Origin of the sequence: Desulfomonile tiedjei DSM 6799 (assembly GCF_000266945.1) — a bacterium.
Taxonomy (GTDB): Bacteria; Desulfobacterota; Desulfomonilia; order Desulfomonilales; family Desulfomonilaceae; genus Desulfomonile; species Desulfomonile tiedjei.
The window spans coordinates 713,945-730,580 of the sequence record NC_018025.1 but is presented as its reverse complement, the minus strand read 5'-3'; the positions used below and the strand labels follow the sequence as shown (position 1 = coordinate 730,580).

Here is a 16,636-nt window from a genome sequence, read left to right as displayed (position 1 = left end):
TGTAATAATCTGGGTTGTTCATCCCGAGATAAGCGCTTGCTGGCTTTGCGACTGGAAATAATGGTCCTATTCAATTATATCCATATCTTGTAATAGCCGTTCCTCATGGGCGATCACGGACTGTGTTTCAGAGACCATGTAATAGCGATCAAGGCCGTGTGCGGGAGTGGGAGAATCATATCGGAACTGCACTGCGAAGTCAGTCAGATCTACAAGTGACTCGAACCTTTGGCAGTCCTCTTGAGCCTTGACCTCTAGGAGATTCAGGAGCAGCCTTTCTGCGTCTTCACGGTCGATCATAAAGGACCCTGCCTTCTCTCATGGAGCGGGCTATCACATGGTTTGTTGAGTCTTTCCACTTTTCGATCTCTTCAGGCGTGAATAAGAGTACGTCTATAGGAACGGGAAACCGCCAGAGTGCCTTCCGTATGCGGCTGGACTCGCTCCACCGGGATCCACCTTGGAACGACGATTCTTTTTCAACGACAAGGAGATCCACGTCCGAATCCGATCCCGTATCTCCTCGGGCTGCCGACCCGAAGAGAATGATACGGTCCGGATCGGAAGCTGCGACGATGGCTTTCACGATGTCCTCCAGTATGGAACCAATCGTGTCTTGAGTTTCTGTCATGACCCGACCTCTGCGGGAATTCGGGTTGTTCATTCCGAGATAAATGCTCGCTAAGCGTTCTTTTCAGTCAAACGGCCTGACACGTACATGTGGATAATGCTTGAAAGTAGTGTCTGGTAAGGGATTCCTTCTTCCAGAGCCTTCTTTTGGATCGCCACCAGGTCTTTCTGTGACATGCGGATGTTTACTCGCTTATCTTTCTTGAATGTCGCACCGGCATACTTCTGATACCGCTCAGACTCGGATTTCAGGTTTGGTACTGATTGCCACTCATCTCTATCATAAGACTCCAGGATCTCTCTCTTCCGGATCTAGCTTGCTCATTTGTTCTTCCCTTTTAAGTACTTCTTGTAGCTTTGCGACTGGGAATGATAGACTTGAGAAAGATTGTGACTCGGGTGGTTATCGTCCTCGCAGTAGCGGTGGACTTGCTCCACGGTTGCCTGTCGGGTTGATGCGCTGATTATCGAAACATTACAGGATCGAAGCTTATACCCGGCATTTCGTTGGTCTCATTGAGCCGCTTGTCATAGCTCCACAGAGGGACTCCGGTCAATAAAGCGGCGGCAGAAAGATGGACGTCAATGTAGCCGAGGCCTTTTCCCATCAGGTGGTTCGATTCTATGAACCCGAAGATCTCCTCGAGCTGTGCCAGAGTTGCCTGAGGTAGGTCTTGAATGAGAGAGAGGATTTCCCGCCTGTTCTTCATGTTTCCACAAGTGAGTTCTCCAACAATATACGGGTGACACATCACTTGTCCACCATGCAGCAGACGTTCAAGGTTGGAGTCACTTTCTCGAAGGTGACATACCCACACTGATGTATCTACGAGGACCATCTTCACTGCTCCGTGGTTCGTCGTCTCGGGATGGCTTTCAGTTGTTTCTCTGTCCCACCCAATTGCGCCAACCTTCTGGCACTTTCTCTGGCTATCAAAGCTTCGAGGCCAAGTCTCACCAATGTGGTTTTTTCCTTAATACCGGTTAATTCCGACGCTTTTTCAATCAATGTGTCTTCAATATTAAGCGTGGTTCTCATCTCGATGCGCCCTTCATCTAAATGATATGTATTAATACGTATCATACATATGCTCATGTCAACAGAACAAAAATAGGGTCTCGATGGAAACACTTTGCCTGAAAAATGGTATTATGTGCCCGCAATTCGTCGCGTGAAGGAGGAGAAATGTCCACAACGAAAATCGGTATTTTCTGGCCCGGCGATTACCGTTCCAAACCCAATGAGTTGGCTCTGCCTATCGCGGAGGAGCCTTATGCAGAGGGATGATGCCATTTCAGAAACGAATCCGCAGATTTCACAGATGGCCGCAGATTCAAAAGACGAACAAACCCATGCCATCATCGGCGCAGCAATGGAGGTTCATCGACACCTTGGTCCGGGATTCCTGGAAGCGGTTTATCATCAGACGCTCGCTATGGAATTCTCGGCCAGAGGTGTTCCTTTTGCGAAGGAGGTGGATCTGCCGGTGTACTACAAGGGGGAGCGGCTAACCTGCTCTTATCGCGCTGATTTTATATGTTCCGGCGAGGTGATCGTTGAGTTGAAGGCGTTGAAAGCGATCACTAACATCGAACAAGCCCAGCTCTTGAACTATCTCAGGACAACACGTCTCGAGCGAGGACTACTGCTGAATTTCGGTCGACAAAGCCTTGAATTCAAGCGTTTTGCATTTTCTAATCTGCGAAAATCTGCAAAATCTGCGGACGAGAGATGACTTTATGTCCCAAGATTTCTGTCGCGTGAAGGAGGAGAGATGTCCACAGCTAAAATCGGTATTTTCTGGCCTGGCGATTACCGCTCCAAGCCCAACGAACTGGCTCGGCCAAACGCAGAAGAGGCCACAGTCCAACTGGAGCGGGCCCTGAAAAAACTCGGCCGCAAGAGCTATCGCATCGAAGGTTTTCTCACGCGACCTCACGAAGCCATCGAAAAGCTCGGTCCGGTGGACGATCCTCTTATCGGTGTCTGCGTGCACTGGTGCTACGGGCCGCACACCACAGACGGCGTTGTGGGCAAAGACAGCCCGTTGCTGCTGGCAAGTAATTTCTCCGGTCAGTGGCCGGGGCTCGTTGGACTGCTTAACACCGGTGCCTGCCTGGAGAGCCTGGGCCGCAAATTCTCTCGTGTGTGGAGCGATGCAAAGGACTGGACCGCAGACGACGCTTTCATGGCTCGTTTGGCCGAGTGGTGCAGCACGGGTCGCATCGGCTACTCCACCGAACAGATCGGGTATTCGGTTCCCATTTCCAAAGAAGCACATGCTCACTCGAGACTCGTTGTCGAGGAGATCAGGAAGAGAAGGATTCTCGCGCTGATGCTCGGGGATACCTCCATGGGGATGATTAACGGCTACTTCGGTCCACGGCGGCTTGCCCCCATCGGATTCTCGGAACACAAAGTAGACCAGGCATGGATCATCGACCGGGGCCGTTCCATCTCCGATGACCGGCTCAACAGGGCGATGAACTTCGTAAAGAAAAGCGGCGTGACGTTCCACTGGGGTGAAGACGGTGCGGACGATTTCGACGAAAACGCTACACGAGAGCAGTTGCGGGACTACCTGACCGTGCTCGACCTGGTAAGCGAATTCAAAGCCGACTGCGTGGGTTGGCAGTATCAGCTCGGTCTGGTGCCGCTGCGGCCGCCATCGGATTTTGCGGAAGGGCTGCTCAATTCCGTTTGCCGGCCGGAGAGTAACGGCGATGTGATCATAACTTCCACGGAGGGAGATCAAGGCAATCTCATTCCCATGGAGCTGATGAAGCGGCTGCTCAAAGTCAAAGGGCTGCACCAGGCCGTGATGTTCCATGACGTTCGCTGGGGTGCCGAGTATCAAGGACAATTTCTCTGGGTGCTGCTCAACTCCGGCTCGTGCGGAGGGTACGCTATGAGCGGTGACCCCGCCACACTCAAGGGCGTGCACTCTTACCGTCAACCCGCGGAGTACTTCCCGATACCCGGCGGCACATTCGCCGGAGAATCGCAGCCGGGCAACATCACCTGGGCCAGGGCATATCTCAAAGATAACGACCTGTGGATGGACGTCGGGCAAGGAGAAGTCGTCACGTTGCCCGAACAAATCCGCGAGCAATGGTGGTGCGGAACCACACGCCAGTGGCCGTTCATGGCTGCCGATCTGGGAGTCTCGCGAGAGACCTTGATGGCACATTATCTGAGCAACCACATAGCGGTGGCCTATGGCGATATCCTCGAGGAAATGGCAGCGCTCTCGCAAACGCTCGGCTTCCGAGTTCGCTTTCTGGGAAGGAGCGCATAATATGACGCAGGATCGGCACTGCTATATCGGCATCGACGTTGGGACGGGGAGTGCGCGGGCGGGGGTTTTTAACGCAAGCGGCAAAATGCTCGGGCAAAGCTCGCACCCTATCAGAATGTGGAGGCCGCAGGCCGACTTCGTGGAGCAATCGTCAGATGACATTTGGGGCGCATGTGCGGTGGCAGTACGCCAAGCAGTCAAAGAGGCAGATATCGATCCGGTCAACGTGCGAGGGATCGGGTTCGATGCGACCTGCTCCCTGGTTGCTCTGGACGAGAACGATCGGCCGGTATCGGTGAGTCCTACCGGTAACGACGAACAGAATGTCATTGTTTGGATGGACCACAGAGCCCTGGAGCAGACGGCTCACATCAACGGCGGGGGACATGCCGTGCTGCGCTACGTTGGCGGGATCATCTCCCCTGAAATGGAGTCGCCCAAGCTCAGTTGGCTCAAAGAGAATTTCCCTGATTGCTGGAAGCGAACTCGTCGATTTTTCGATCTCGCTGATTTCCTCACCTATCGCTCCACCGGCGATGAAACCCGCTCGTTATGTACCACGGTTTGCAAGTGGACCTACCAGGGCCACCTTGATCCCAAGATACCAGGCAGTGTCGGAGGCTGGGACGACACTTATTGGCAGTCCATCGGACTCGGTGAACTGGTTGCGGAAGGCTACCGCCGTATCGGAACCCGCATCCGGCCCATGGGAGAGCCTATCGGGCAGGGGCTTACGAAAGGCGCTGCCGCGAATTTCGGCCTTGTTCCGGGAACGCCGGTTGCGGTGTCCATTATCGATGCCCATGCCGGTGGCATTGGAATGCTGGGAGCACGTCTTGCCGAAGGCGGGCAGATTGAGCTGGAAAAGCGGCTGGCGCTCATTGGCGGCACTTCCAGTTGTCACATGGCGGTCTCCGAAGACCCTCGATTTGTCAACGGAGTCTGGGGTCCGTTTTATTCAGCCATGGTCCCAGGATTATGGCTCACCGAGGGCGGTCAATCCGCCACTGGGGCGCTCATCGATCACATCATCTTCAGTCACGTTCGGAGCCGTGAGCTTGAGCAAGATGCCAAAATGCGCGGGATCACCGTTTATGAAATCCTCGCGGAAGTCCTGGATAGGCTCGCCACTGGAACGGAGTTTCCCGCCGGGCTCACCAGCGAACTCCACGTGCAACCGGATTTCCATGGCAACCGCTCTCCCAGAGCCAATCCTCACGCGCGCGGGATGATCTCGGGTCTGCGGCTCAGCGACAGCCTCGAAGACCTCGCACTGCTTTACCTGGCCACAATCCAAGCAGTGGCACACGGTACACGCCACATCCTGGATGCCATGACCGACAGCGGTTATGAAATCGAAACAGTGCTCACCACCGGTGGCGGTGCCAAAAATCCCATCTTCCTACGCGAACACGCGGACATCACCGGGCGAAGAATCGTCCTCCCCAAAGAGGCCGAGGCCGTGCTCCTCGGCTCGGCCATGCTCGGCGCGGTCGCGGCCGGGGACTACGCCACGGTTGCGGAAGCGATGACCAAAATGAGCGCCGCGGACACGGTTATCGAACCCTGCCAGGGCGCCGCAGCAAGATACCATGATGCCAAGCATGAGGTTTTTCTCCGGATGTACGAGGATCAGCTCTATTACAATGCCTTAATGAACAGAAAATCCTAGGGGGAAAGGCAGGTTTGGTGCCTGCGCTTGCCAGAAATGGCCGGCACTGCGAGTCGCAACCGGGCACCGCAAATGGCGCCTCTAGCGATCCTCATTGACAGTGACCCGCAAGACAGGAACATTCTATAGCAGTCGACATATAGCAAGTGTCAAAACTAATGTCTGATTCAGAAAAAGAATATTGGTGGGTGCCGGCACGGAGGCCGACACCCACCAATCGCTTTTCGAGAAGCGCTTTTCGCAATCGGATAAAGATTGTCATCCGCTATAACTGGCTCCTCAACTGAATCAAGGAAGCAGTCCATTACAAAATGGCTCGTACGCTTCAAAGCTTGGGTTCCACGTGTGCCCAAAAATCAGCTACAGCCTCCAGCCAACCGTCCAGCCATTGCTTGGCGAATTCGTTGAGTTCGTCCTCGTCCCACTCCGGGTTGGTAAGCTCGTCGGGCTCGAGCGCATCGATGAAATAATGCCCGAGAATGTCATCGTGAAGAGGGATCGACGGATCATACAGACCATCTTTATCGATCGGATTAAACCTCCGCGCATACTCCAATTCCTTATATGAGGAAGCTTTGGCCCATCGAAGCCCCTCTTTCCGGCCCTTTTCCCGGTAGTTTCCCTGTAACTCTGTTTTCTCTTTCCTGAGTCTCGTAATTATCTGATCCATTTCTGCATCTCCTTCGAGCCGCTGCTCAAATGCTTCTTTCTTCTTGATCTTTTCAGCTACCGCCTTTTGGAAAATAGCGGATAAGCTGCCCAAATAGTCTCGCCTTTGATCGATTTTCTCGGCCAACTCATCAGGAACCGAAAGGTTGAACTTCTTAACCATTACGCTCTCCTATTATCTTCTGTATTTTTAGAATAATGCGTATTATTGTATAAGTCAACATCATATTATTTTATGCGCCCAGTCCGCGGATTCGAGTGACGAGAGCGCTGCAAACGTAGCACAGAGTCTTTGTTGCGAATTCTCATACCATTTCGCAGTTGTGCACATAAGATGGCGAAGGCTTGGGGTGTCCTGAGCGGAGTGATCAGACGGCTTTCCGTCGTTTGGAGCGAAAGATACCTCCAGCCGGATTATGAAAAGAAAAGCGAATCGGTATCAGACCAAGCGTCTATTCAGTAGGGTGTAAAAGTGTGTACGGACGTTCCTGAACGGGCAAAATAACAAGCGACGGGAGTGAATGCGCAGAGCCAACCAAACAGCGTGCTTCCGCCGTCCGGTTCATCTTGTGGTTAGTTAGGCAAGTGCTCCCCTTATTTCTGAGCAATTGCTATGAGACGCCGACTTGATTCCTTATCATAGGTTGAGAACTTGAAATCTCCAAAACACTCAACATTATTGAATCCAGTTTTGGAGAGCAATCTGTCCCAATCATCCTTCAGCCGGATCGCCACATTTACAGATGCGGCGTAAAATGTAGAATTCTCCTCGGTGTGAACGAAATCGAATATGTTGACCTTCATCAGATTTCCGGAATATTCAAGTACGAACAATCGGGAAAAGTCACGATTGTTTATGACCGGATCGAATTTGGGGGGATTCTTCATCATTGCATCAGACTGCCCCTGGTCAAAAACCAGTATCCCTCCAGGACGCAAGACTGCCTTCATGCTTCGGAGAGCTCGACGCAGCCCTTCTTCATCGAGGACTTCGTTGATCGCATTCGAAAGGCACACCACGGCATCAAATTGTGCCGTGTAGCTCTTTTCAAGCTTTCGAAAGTCCACCTTCCTGACGGGGATCTCCCGACCAGCTTCACTCAGATTCTTCCTCGCTCGGATGAGCATCGCATCGGACAGGTCAGATCCCATCACATTGCAGCCGAACGAATGAAACATCATCAGGTCCATGCCGGTTCCGCATGCGCAGTCGAGTACATCACAGATACGGTGGTCCTTGAATAGCTGCCTAAAGAATTCCTCCCGCTCTAGATCTTTCTGAGTCATCCAATCGTAGTGGTCAGCAAGATTCTCGTAAGGGTCGCTCTCCATTTCGGTCTTTTCCTTATTCCCAACTCATAGCATATGCAACAACAGCGTCGCAAACACGGCAATTCATCCTTCGAGGTTATAGCAGTGCGAAGTCCATGTGTGCCCCGTATCAAACATGCTTCGATCCGGATCGGTCCTACCAAATCACGTTCACCGAGTAATTCGCCATGACAGAATCGTTGGTCACGAGGCTCGCTCCCTACATGGAGGAATATCAACCAGAAGGAGCTAATTTCAAAATCCTCAATGAAGGGAACGTGATCCACATCTACTATAGCGACGGCAGCGAGTTGTGGCTTGAGAACTATGGAGACGGTGCATGGATCAGAGCAACGGAAACCGGTGATAATTGGGTTACATTGCCGAGCAATCAGGTATACCGTGATACTACGGGCATATGGTATTCCTATGGACGCGGAATATGGTCCTACAGCATCGACACATGCGCCACGTGGACTGAAGTCCCCATGCTTCAGATGCGGATTGTAGGTGGAATCGGTACAGTGGACGTGTTTGACGGCCATTCATGGACTCATCAGGATGGCGTTTTGCAGTTTCTGGATACCAGATACGCCATGAGCGGATGGCACGGCATGAACGAGTTTGCTGTGGAATACTACGATGGTGTTGGATACGATGGGGAGCCATTGAGAGTGGTGGATGGATGGGAAGCCGAACAGACTCCCCCTGATCCTGACGATCCTCAACCTCCCTTCGTGCTTAACACATTGCCGATCACGGGAGATCAAGATAACCCTCCTCCGTCGGACGCCGTGATAACGAAGACCTGGGTTTATGGACAATGGAGTGAAAAACTATTGGTTAATTGGGAAATTCCCAATCCATCAGGAGCGGGCACGGACACACTCACTGTTAACGAAACCAACACTTCCCAAGCTCCGTTAATCGTAATATTCGTTTGCGATAACGTGTTGCCTAAAATCCAAGAGGCGAGCAGGTTCGTAAACGTAGATGTAAAATACGTGACATATGAAACTTCAGAATCTATCGAGGCGCTGAAGGACAAAATCCAACGTATCTCTTCCGCCAACCAACAGAAAATTGATACGGTTGTGATTTATCAGCATGATAAAGGCTTCGTGACAATAGGCACATCACGCATTTGGGACGACACATTTTACTCTCACGGGTATCACAGTGTATTCAAAGAAATAGGAGAAGTGATGGCTGACGGTGGTGAGATCCATTTGGATATATGCGATGTGGCAGGTGCCAATGTCTTCGTATCTCCAGATGGAACTCCCCGAGACCCAAGTCCTGAGGATCTCAAAGAATCTGATGCTTATACGGCTCGGCGAGTGCTCGCAACGATAGCCTATTGGTCAAAAACGACCGTATTCGGAAGTTCCGACAAGAATAGCATTGCATCTATTGGGTGGAGCGAAGAGCGTCAAAACATTATGGTGACATCTAATGATTGGTGTTTGGAATTTGGAGTAGATGCCGAAGGGAATCAGGTGTCTTGGGATTCGATTGATAGGCGGGTATGGGATACACGGCATTTCTGGAAAACGGATACGCAAAAAATTGATAATAGCATTCCTGACCCCGACATTTATTATGAAAATGCAGCAAACACTCTGAGAGAAGAGGGCGGCCGACGTTATGAGATCCTCCATGTGTCTTATGAGCATTGGATACCATGAGTTCATGGCAGACACTCATAGACAAGCTGACAAGATGTTTGAGCTATGCACAACAAATTCCTTGTCTAAGGAATAGGAAATCGCACGATCTGCCGAGGCTTCATGACCGCCCCCACTCGCAGTAAGTGTATCGACATGAGGAAGTAAATGATACATCACAAAATTAGAACTTGCTTCGTCATCTTAATCCTGATCATCGCGTTTGCCGAATTGATGTCGAGTTCCGTAGCCATGAGTCTGCCTAATGACGATCTCATAAATGCCGCTAGACACTGTGACATTGAAACGATAAGGGAATTCATCTCACTGGACGCGAACGTAAATGTAGTGGATGAGCATTGCTATTCGCCTCTGATGTGGGTACTCGAACAAGCATGCCATCGCGATATCGTGGAATTACTCCTCAACAACGGAGCACGCGTTAATCATCAGAATCGTTCATTCCAAACCCCCTTGATAGAAGCAAGTCATAGGTGCGGACCGGAAATTGTGGAACTGTTGCTCTCTCATGGCGCAGACGTCACCCTGAGAGATGTGACTGGCCAGACGGCATTACATTACGCGGCATATAGTATGGATGATCCCCGAAAAATGGCATTACTTATTGCCCGAGGCGCTTCGATTGATGCGAAAGATGGAACCAGGCAGACCCCGTTACTGACAGCCTGTTCGTACGGTCGCAAGAATCTTGTGGTTTTTCTAATGGAGAATGGGGCTGACATTAATGCAAGAGACTCCCAAGGTGAAACCGCTCTACACAAGGCCGCAAGGGGGCGAAAGGGACCTGTTTTGGAGCTGCTTATTTCCAAAGGATTGAACGTAAATCTGAGAGATGACAAGGGAAGAACCTCCCTTCATGTTATTTGCGATACCTTGGACGGAGATCCAGGATCACTTATCATTGGTTACATATCCACTATAAGCACGCTATTGAATGCAGGGGTGGATGTACACGCAAAGGACAACAGCGGCAACACGGCTTTAATGCTGATCAAGAAGAATGCTGATTTCTCAAAACATTGGTGGAAAGTGGAGAAGACGGAAGAGTTATGTATGCAACACCGTCCTGATTTGGAAAACATACGAATAGAACCAGGCGACCCAAGGCTAAAGCCCGGTAGCGAATTATTACGGAAAGGATGGTCAAAAATTTGCTTCAATTTCTTTACGGCAAGGCGTGCATATAATGAGGCAATCGAATTGTTGAAATCGCATGGCGCTGAAGAATAAAGCGAATCTGCCCATGCGTGATCAGTTCTATTCTGTGGTTCTCTGCACTGACTTACTCGTCAACCCGACAAACATTCTCCGTGAAATCCAGTGGAAATCCCTACCCTTGGCTGCAATACTCTGTCAAAGAACAATAATCAGTGAGGGGCGATAATGCGGGTCCTTGTTAGTTTGTAGACTTACGAGGATGTTCTCCAACCCACGGAGCAAAGGAATTGACTATGGAAGCACGCGTAGACTCAATGCCGTGACGAGCAACGATCGCGTAAAGACTGCAGCGTTGTAGGCGTAATTTAGACGATTTGGTCGCCGTGTCCGTCAAGGAATTAATCGAAGATATTGATTTGTTGGTGCATTGCACTGAATCAATGGGACAATCTTGGCCAATGTCTACTAAGAAACTGAGAGTATTAAAAAGGCTAAATTCCTGAATGGAAGCCCCAGAATTGCTTAGTTAAGTCAATCTTTCCAGGAAAGCTTCCCTTTTATTGAAAACGAAACGGCTCCGTTAATTCCGTGAAGCTCTTCTGGATTCTTTATGCCCTACCGTCGTTACCTCCGCGAGGGGCGGGGCACAAGGCACCGGTGTTCCGGCAACAGAGCTGGAAATATTCCAGTGAGCAAAAAGACAAATTGGAGGAAACCAAAATGGTAGAAAACTGGTCGCCCCATGGTGACCCACAACCTGAGGCAGCGATGCTTCAGCTCATGGATGTTAAAGATATTGCTAAGATTCTGAAAATTGCTCCCAAGACAGTTCATAAATTAGTGCGAGAAGGAAAACTTGGATGCGTGCAAGTCACTGACAAGGATCGTCGATTTACGCGTGAACAGGTCCAGACCCACATAGCTTCTCAAAGTGTCTATGTCCCATCTAATAAAAAACCTCAAAACGCTATTTAGGACATTAGCAACGGAAAAACTGAATGAGCGGACAAATTTTACCTCGACTGATCAGGCTGCGGGATGCAGCCCACTACCTCGGGATGGACCCGAATCGTTTTAATACAGAAGTTAGACCACATCTAATTGAAATTCCAATAGGTAAACAAGGCATCGCGTTCGATCGACTTGATTTGGACGCGTGGGTCGATCAACATAAGGAGAGCAACGGGCGGCCCGGGAAGGCTATGGGAGGAAAGCCGTTATGGGACAGAAAGTCTCACCAGGGCTCGTCAGGCGTGGTGAAATCTGGCACATCAAAAAAAAACAATCTGTGGAAAAAGAATTCAAGAAAGCACTGGAACGAGCATACTCGCTGAAGAGGAAAGATACTTAACGCACCGGACTGAAGAGATTAGAAATTCCGAGGTTTACGGCATTCGGCCAAAGCGCACCTTCCGGGAGGCAGCAGCCAGGTATTTGAACGAAAGTTCAAAAGAAATCGCTCGATAAAGATGCCTGGTGCATTGAGAGAATAGACCCGTTCATTGGGGATCTTTATCTGGAGAATGTTCACATGGGGACTTTGAGGCCCTATATCGAGCACGGGCAGAAGCAGGATGGAAGAACCGGACCATCAATATGCCCATGGAAGTGGTGAGACGAATCTTGAATTTGGCCGTTGGGGAGTGGTTGGATGAGCACGGTCTTACTTGGCTCCAGTCTGCCCCCAAGATCCGTTTGCTACCGCGCGACGATGCCAGGGAGCCTTATCCTTTGTCCTGGGATGAGCAAAGGAGGCTGTTTGCCGCTCTTCCCGAGCATCTCAGGATGATGTGCCTCTTCGCCATCAACACGGGGCTCCGGAATAAAGAGGTGTGTGGATTGCGGTGGGACGATGAAGTGGAGATTCCGGAATTGGAAACCAGCGTGTTCATCATACCGAAGGAGAGGGTCAAGAATAAAGAAGATCGTCTTGTGGTACTGAATCGCGTGGCAAGGGCAGTGATTCACCGGATGCGCGGTGATCATCCTGTGTGGGGCTTCACCTACAAACGCTCTCCCGTAAAGAGCATGTACAATACCGCTTGGAAGGCGGCAAGGGAGGAAGTGGGCTTGCCGTTTGTGAGAATCCACGATCTCAAGCACACCTATGGTCGCAGGTTACGATCAGCGGGTGTTTCATCTGAGGATCGGCAGGACCTCCTCGGCCATAAGTCGGGGAGGATCACGACGCATTATTCGGCACCCGAATTGATCAATTTGATACAAGCTTCGGAGCGGGTTTGCGGAGAGAATTGGTGCAAATCTGGTGCAGTGACGATTCTGAGACGAAAAATCCCGCCGCAGCTTGTTGGTAACCGAGCGGGATAATTTATCTTTTTTGGCTCCCCGAGTAGGACTCGAACCTACAACCTAGTGGTTAACAGATACCAATTTAGTTAATAATATTAATAAGTTCAGCAAAGTTTGTCGGTAGCCCGTTGCCAAAATCCACGACAATCCATAACGGTCCACAGCTCATTCCCGCAAAAGTCCCGCAACTTCATCTTGCTTTGGTCGTTGAACGAACCCTCACATATTTGATTCAAAAGTCCACTTGGAGTGCTATACGCGTACCGAAAATCGGATCAATTTCGCGATTGGGGTTTATCCCCCAGCGGTTTCCGGCGTTCGGCATATCCCAGCTAGGTTGCGTCCTGTCTACGCACGCGAACTTGAACCAGTCTCCGGGCTTCCAGCAAGCGAATCTCGCAGTCAGCAAATATCCTTCGATGAGCTTCCAGTCGATCCCTACTCCAATTTCGTATCCTAAATCTCTTTCAAGAATGTTTGGGGCATCGGGGGAAAATGCCAAGTTTGTTGGGGCATTGACAGGCCCGCTCAGCCCATATTCCACCGCAGGCGACTTACTAGCGGACGAAGGGTCCGGCCTTATCCACCCCCAACCGTATCCTTGAGAGATTCTGTAAGCGTACAAGAAGGTTGCATATGCATTCAAGTTCGCAGCTATGGCATAGTCCAACCGAACAGCGTACGTGCTTGCGTCTGTTATGAAACCGTGGCTGGAACCGGCAGCTATGGAACCGTTTCCCGATCCGTAATCACAACCGAGCAGTAGGCTGTACGGCTTATACACGATTACGCCGCTATTGGTCAGAGGACCCGGAATATAGGGCTGTCTGTCGATAAGCCCGCCCGCCCGCCTGTCGGGACCGGGATAATAGGCCCACAAGAAACTGATCTTTGCCGGACCTGCCACAACACCGGACTCAATCATGCCTGCCCATAATTCCCAATAACGCGTTCGAGGCAACGGGTTATTGGATTCGCTGCGGCTTTGCTTGAAATAATAATGATTAAAGCCAACTTCAGCATTGAAAAAGAACCTTCCGTTGAAGTACCTGAAATTGGTGAATCCGAAGAATTTGGTAATATCGGTAGGTAGGAAATTGATCCTGCCCGGCTGGTCCGGATTCGACGGTACAGCAGTATTTTGGAGTAGTTGGGATTCCGGACCTTGATGGCCGTTTGCAAATTCAATGTACGTGTGTGAGCTAAAGTTTCCCGTATCGTACATAAGAAACGCGGCCCAGTGCGGATGGCTTGCGCCATTTCGGTCCGTTTTAACCGGATAATTTACCCCCAGCCCAGGCCCCCAGGGGTAATATTGTCCTCCGATGATGAAGGGACCAAACGGTACACTTATAATCACCGCCTCTGTTGTATTTTCGTAAGCGTCAATAATTAAGCCGAGGCCGAGGGTGTTAGGCTGCTTACCGACCATCACTGCACCCCAGGGCAAAGTAGCCGTTGCATACCATAGATTCCAATAGCCAGGAGAGAAGGACCGTTCGATCCCTGCACTTTCACTATTCAAGTACCTCGATGCATTGAGCTGACCAAGTGACGTGTCAAGGGAAGGGGTGGCCCAGCTTCCGATTCTATAGCTTCCTTGAATCGAAAGCGCCTCGTTCAGCTTGAACTTGGGGTAAAAGGTTGTGTACAGATAATTGGCTGCCACGTCCGAACCGGAAGCGAGATCATCGGTGCCGACATTGTTTCGGGCAATCTCATGACCAAGCCAGCCGTTCCTGGCCGCGAGATTCACCGTACCAGCTACTGAACTCCTATCCTGATCGTACAATCCGAAAAAGCCTCGCGTGCCCAATTGGCCGAACTGATAGAACTCCCATGTGAAAACCCCGGTCGTAGAGAACTCCCAGGCACCTGCCGACGAAACCGAAAAAAAGAGCAGCACCAAAGACGTGAGACCAACCCGCTGGCTTAGGCGTAACGCGGCCATACTTTACCTCCGAAACATTGCATTCCCAAGACTGGTCCATTGAATGGGGGACGGCCTTTCAATGTTTCGTGGGGCGTATCCTTTGTCAAGACAAAACAATCGAGTTGACCCAGGCAGGCTGGTCGTTACTCAAGAACACGCGCTGCCGCTGGTTTCAAAAGAGCCATGCCCTTGATCATGAGCACAGGAGCCATTTCGATAATAGGCAACTCTGCCAGCGCCTTGATGATATGAAACTGCATCGGATTTTGCTGCCAGGTCTGCTCTATCCATTGGACCATTCCGCTGCCCGTCCAGGCGCTGTTGATCTCGGAACTCTGCGGATAGAGTATGGGCTGGCTCAAATCCGCACCCGGACCTCCAACCTTGCCGATATAGCGCCACCCAAATAGGTTTCTGTTGGCCCCAAGAGTCTTGAGTTGAGCCAATTCCTCCCCGTCCAAAGGCTGGGCTCCGGTCATCTCTAGGCGTAGGAAGGTGTTTCCTTCATGGCTGACATTGCTGGAGCAGTTCCCTTGGAATAGGTGCAGATCTTCAATATCGGCAAAGACTTTGGGAATTCCTGTTTCTTCTCTTCCCCCAAGAATTGGTGCTGTCTTGTTCTCCCAGACTACAAGTGCAAAAGCCCCTTCCAGTCGATCACGTTTGCCGTTGAAGCGGACCGGTGCGTCGACCTCGATCAGATTGTAGCCTGATCCCGCCATCCAGTCGATCTCTCTGCCCTGAGTCAAAGCTATATTCAGTTCGGGCCTGAGCAGCTCAAAGCCTTCGGGCAAATAATCGGCAAGCCGGTCTCCATCGGTTGTGTACGTGTAGCTCACAGTTACTACATCACGATAGTACAGTACTTGGGTTGGGTCATGATCGAACCCGCCGAAGTGCGCTGGCATCTTGTAGCATTTGTTGTCGTCGAATTTGAACATGTCAGCCTCCTGGATTTGTTAGGACATTCGCAGAGCGGATCCTGGAATACCCGCCATTCTCAGTCCGAAGAATAATAGGATCCACAGGTTTCATAAGCGCGGCGACGATCACGGGCCATGTCGCGCAAATAGCTCTCGCTGCCTTCAGGGGAAGCCCAGTAAGCCCGCCACCCCTGCCGAGCGTTTTCGGGGAAAGCTATGATTCCCTCTTTATTCGCAACGCCTGTAAGGATGGTCCGAGCGGCCTCGTCTGCGGGAATCGCGCTGGGCGGAGGTTTTACTTCTATTCGTTCGCCAAGAATCGGAGTTCCGTAAATTCGGGTCGCTACGTCTCCGGGGCACACAACAGAAAAGAGAATGCCGTCTTCCTCAAGCTCGAATCGAAGTGACTCGCTGAGTCCGGCAACCGCGAATTTAGATGCCGCGTAAATTGCCTGATAGGGGAGGGGTATGAGCCCGGCAATTGACGATGTGTTGACGATGTGGCCTCCGCCTTGGCTGCGCATGATGGGAAGGGCCGCGTCAATCCCATAGATGACACCCCACAGATTGATGTCGATTACCCGACGCCAGTGTTCCAGTGTTGCTTCGAGAATCGGCATGGTGCCGCCGATGCCGGCGTTGTTGAAAAGAATGTCGAGCCTGCCATGCCGAGAAGCCGCGTCGTGGATCAAGTGCTGAACCTGTTCCTGTTTGGTAACGTCCACAGTCGCGGAATGAACCCTGTCCGCATGCCCGCTCAGTTGCTCGACAGCGGAGGTCAGCGTCTTCGTGTCCCGATCCGCCATGAAGACGGTCGCTCCAACATTCAGCAGTGCTTCGCTGACGGCATAACCAATGCCCGACGCTGCGCCGGTAACAACGCAGCCCTTACCACGAAAGTACTGTTCAATAGACATGGTGTCGTCTCCCTGTAGTGCTCTATACAAGTGGTTCTTTTATGATCGCGGCGCTCTCTTTCCTTTGGACGCCGAGGACTTGAGAGGACCGTGAACTATGCTCCAGATTCCCCCCAGGAGCCACAT

The 16,636-nt window shown here is 51.2% G+C and carries 18 protein-coding genes; 8 read left to right on the top strand and 10 right to left on the bottom strand.

Annotation, left to right across the window (positions count from 1 at the left end; genetic code table 11):
* Window positions 1-66: 66 nt before the first annotated feature.
* The 5 genes from DESTI_RS03140 to DESTI_RS03125 all read right to left on the bottom strand — a co-directional run bounded on the left by DESTI_RS03140 (window position 67) and on the right by DESTI_RS03125 (window position 1,669).
* Complete coding sequence (locus DESTI_RS03140) at window positions 67-300, bottom strand: hypothetical protein (RefSeq protein ID WP_014808515.1); 234 nt, start codon at window positions 298-300, stop codon at window positions 67-69.
* Complete coding sequence (locus DESTI_RS03135) at window positions 287-631, bottom strand: nucleotidyltransferase domain-containing protein (RefSeq protein WP_014808514.1); 345 nt, start codon at window positions 629-631, stop codon at window positions 287-289. Before DESTI_RS03135 ends, DESTI_RS03140 begins: the two co-directional genes overlap by 14 nt.
* A 50-nt stretch (window positions 632-681) precedes the next feature.
* Complete coding sequence (locus tag DESTI_RS31565; RefSeq protein WP_272913393.1) at window positions 682-807, bottom strand: hypothetical protein; 126 nt, start codon at window positions 805-807, stop codon at window positions 682-684.
* A gap of 287 nt (window positions 808-1,094) precedes the next feature.
* A complete protein-coding gene (locus DESTI_RS03130) occupies window positions 1,095-1,469 on the bottom strand; it encodes a type II toxin-antitoxin system VapC family toxin (RefSeq protein ID WP_014808513.1) in 375 nt (124 codons plus the stop codon).
* A 2-nt stretch (window positions 1,470-1,471) separates the two neighbouring features.
* The gene (locus tag DESTI_RS03125) at window positions 1,472-1,669 is read right to left on the bottom strand and encodes a type II toxin-antitoxin system VapB family antitoxin (protein WP_041286711.1); all 198 of its coding nucleotides are present in this window, start codon (window positions 1,667-1,669) and stop codon (window positions 1,472-1,474) included.
* Window positions 1,670-1,904: 235 nt separating this feature from the next.
* Between DESTI_RS03125 and DESTI_RS03120 the strand changes: the two genes are divergently transcribed.
* From DESTI_RS03120 to DESTI_RS03110, 3 genes are read left to right on the top strand one after another with little or no spacing between them, the layout of a single operon-like run.
* Entirely contained in the window at window positions 1,905-2,366 is a 462-nt protein-coding gene (locus tag DESTI_RS03120; RefSeq protein WP_014808510.1) for a GxxExxY protein, read from the top strand.
* Window positions 2,367-2,405: 39 nt separating this feature from the next.
* Complete coding sequence (locus DESTI_RS03115; RefSeq protein WP_014808509.1) at window positions 2,406-3,929, top strand: fucose isomerase; 1,524 nt, start codon at window positions 2,406-2,408, stop codon at window positions 3,927-3,929.
* 1 nt (window position 3,930) lies between these two features.
* Entirely contained in the window at window positions 3,931-5,601 is a 1,671-nt protein-coding gene (locus tag DESTI_RS03110; protein WP_014808508.1) for an FGGY-family carbohydrate kinase, read from the top strand.
* A gap of 325 nt (window positions 5,602-5,926) precedes the next feature.
* Here DESTI_RS03110 and DESTI_RS03105 read toward each other — a convergent pair whose 3' ends face one another.
* Together DESTI_RS03105 and DESTI_RS03100 are read right to left on the bottom strand one after the other, a co-directional pair.
* Complete coding sequence (locus tag DESTI_RS03105; RefSeq protein WP_014808507.1) at window positions 5,927-6,433, bottom strand: hypothetical protein; 507 nt, start codon at window positions 6,431-6,433, stop codon at window positions 5,927-5,929.
* Between the two features lie 431 nt (window positions 6,434-6,864).
* The gene (locus tag DESTI_RS03100) at window positions 6,865-7,602 is read right to left on the bottom strand and encodes a class I SAM-dependent methyltransferase (RefSeq protein WP_014808506.1); all 738 of its coding nucleotides are present in this window, start codon (window positions 7,600-7,602) and stop codon (window positions 6,865-6,867) included.
* 167 nt (window positions 7,603-7,769) lie between these two features.
* On the opposite strand from DESTI_RS03100, the gene DESTI_RS03095 reads away from it, so the two are divergent.
* The 5 genes from DESTI_RS03095 (at window position 7,770) to DESTI_RS03080 (ending at window position 12,755) form a co-directional block, all read left to right on the top strand.
* Entirely contained in the window at window positions 7,770-9,269 is a 1,500-nt protein-coding gene (locus DESTI_RS03095) for a hypothetical protein (protein WP_014808505.1), read from the top strand.
* Window positions 9,270-9,416: 147 nt separating this feature from the next.
* On the top strand, window positions 9,417-10,499 hold the full coding sequence (locus tag DESTI_RS03090; RefSeq protein WP_014808504.1) for an ankyrin repeat domain-containing protein: 1,083 nt from the start codon (window positions 9,417-9,419) through the stop codon (window positions 10,497-10,499).
* A gap of 648 nt (window positions 10,500-11,147) precedes the next feature.
* A complete protein-coding gene (locus DESTI_RS03085; protein WP_014808503.1) occupies window positions 11,148-11,402 on the top strand; it encodes a helix-turn-helix domain-containing protein in 255 nt (84 codons plus the stop codon).
* Window positions 11,403-11,646: 244 nt separating this feature from the next.
* A complete protein-coding gene (locus DESTI_RS31560) occupies window positions 11,647-11,778 on the top strand; it encodes a hypothetical protein (RefSeq protein ID WP_272913392.1) in 132 nt (43 codons plus the stop codon).
* 245 nt (window positions 11,779-12,023) lie between these two features.
* Window positions 12,024-12,755: a site-specific integrase gene (locus DESTI_RS03080; RefSeq protein ID WP_211213735.1), complete on the top strand. Its 732-nt coding sequence runs from the start codon at window positions 12,024-12,026 to the stop codon at window positions 12,753-12,755.
* A 214-nt stretch (window positions 12,756-12,969) separates the two neighbouring features.
* On the opposite strand, the gene DESTI_RS03075 is transcribed toward DESTI_RS03080, so the two are convergent.
* The 3 genes from DESTI_RS03075 to DESTI_RS03065 form a co-directional block, all read right to left on the bottom strand.
* Complete coding sequence (locus tag DESTI_RS03075) at window positions 12,970-14,688, bottom strand: hypothetical protein (protein WP_014808502.1); 1,719 nt, start codon at window positions 14,686-14,688, stop codon at window positions 12,970-12,972.
* A 125-nt stretch (window positions 14,689-14,813) separates the two neighbouring features.
* Window positions 14,814-15,611, bottom strand: a complete 798-nt coding sequence (locus tag DESTI_RS03070; protein ID WP_014808501.1) for an acetoacetate decarboxylase family protein — start codon at window positions 15,609-15,611, stop codon at window positions 14,814-14,816.
* A 59-nt stretch (window positions 15,612-15,670) separates the two neighbouring features.
* A complete protein-coding gene (locus DESTI_RS03065) occupies window positions 15,671-16,510 on the bottom strand; it encodes an SDR family NAD(P)-dependent oxidoreductase (RefSeq protein WP_014808500.1) in 840 nt (279 codons plus the stop codon).
* Window positions 16,511-16,636: the final 126 nt, after the last annotated feature.

Bases quoted from the DNA above. Each gene is read 5' to 3' on its own strand.
- DESTI_RS03140 (WP_014808515.1), bottom strand. From the start codon at position 300: ATGATCGACCGTGAAGACGCAGAAAGGCTGCTCCTGAATCTCCTAGAG.
- DESTI_RS03135 (WP_014808514.1), bottom strand. From the start codon at position 631: ATGACAGAAACTCAAGACACGATTGGTTCCATACTGGAGGACATCGTG.
- DESTI_RS31565 (WP_272913393.1), bottom strand. From the start codon at position 807: ATGTCACAGAAAGACCTGGTGGCGATCCAAAAGAAGGCTCTGGAAGAA.
- DESTI_RS03130 (WP_014808513.1), bottom strand. From the start codon at position 1,469: ATGGTCCTCGTAGATACATCAGTGTGGGTATGTCACCTTCGAGAAAGT.
- DESTI_RS03125 (WP_041286711.1), bottom strand. From the start codon at position 1,669: ATGAGAACCACGCTTAATATTGAAGACACATTGATTGAAAAAGCGTCG.
- DESTI_RS03120 (WP_014808510.1), top strand. From the start codon at position 1,905: ATGCAGAGGGATGATGCCATTTCAGAAACGAATCCGCAGATTTCACAG.
- DESTI_RS03115 (WP_014808509.1), top strand. From the start codon at position 2,406: ATGTCCACAGCTAAAATCGGTATTTTCTGGCCTGGCGATTACCGCTCC.
- DESTI_RS03110 (WP_014808508.1), top strand. From the start codon at position 3,931: ATGACGCAGGATCGGCACTGCTATATCGGCATCGACGTTGGGACGGGG.
- DESTI_RS03105 (WP_014808507.1), bottom strand. From the start codon at position 6,433: ATGGTTAAGAAGTTCAACCTTTCGGTTCCTGATGAGTTGGCCGAGAAA.
- DESTI_RS03100 (WP_014808506.1), bottom strand. From the start codon at position 7,602: ATGGAGAGCGACCCTTACGAGAATCTTGCTGACCACTACGATTGGATG.
- DESTI_RS03095 (WP_014808505.1), top strand. From the start codon at position 7,770: ATGACAGAATCGTTGGTCACGAGGCTCGCTCCCTACATGGAGGAATAT.
- DESTI_RS03090 (WP_014808504.1), top strand. From the start codon at position 9,417: ATGATACATCACAAAATTAGAACTTGCTTCGTCATCTTAATCCTGATC.
- DESTI_RS03085 (WP_014808503.1), top strand. From the start codon at position 11,148: ATGGTAGAAAACTGGTCGCCCCATGGTGACCCACAACCTGAGGCAGCG.
- DESTI_RS31560 (WP_272913392.1), top strand. From the start codon at position 11,647: ATGGGACAGAAAGTCTCACCAGGGCTCGTCAGGCGTGGTGAAATCTGG.
- DESTI_RS03080 (WP_211213735.1), top strand. From the start codon at position 12,024: ATGCCCATGGAAGTGGTGAGACGAATCTTGAATTTGGCCGTTGGGGAG.
- DESTI_RS03075 (WP_014808502.1), bottom strand. From the start codon at position 14,688: ATGGCCGCGTTACGCCTAAGCCAGCGGGTTGGTCTCACGTCTTTGGTG.
- DESTI_RS03070 (WP_014808501.1), bottom strand. From the start codon at position 15,611: ATGTTCAAATTCGACGACAACAAATGCTACAAGATGCCAGCGCACTTC.
- DESTI_RS03065 (WP_014808500.1), bottom strand. From the start codon at position 16,510: ATGTCTATTGAACAGTACTTTCGTGGTAAGGGCTGCGTTGTTACCGGC.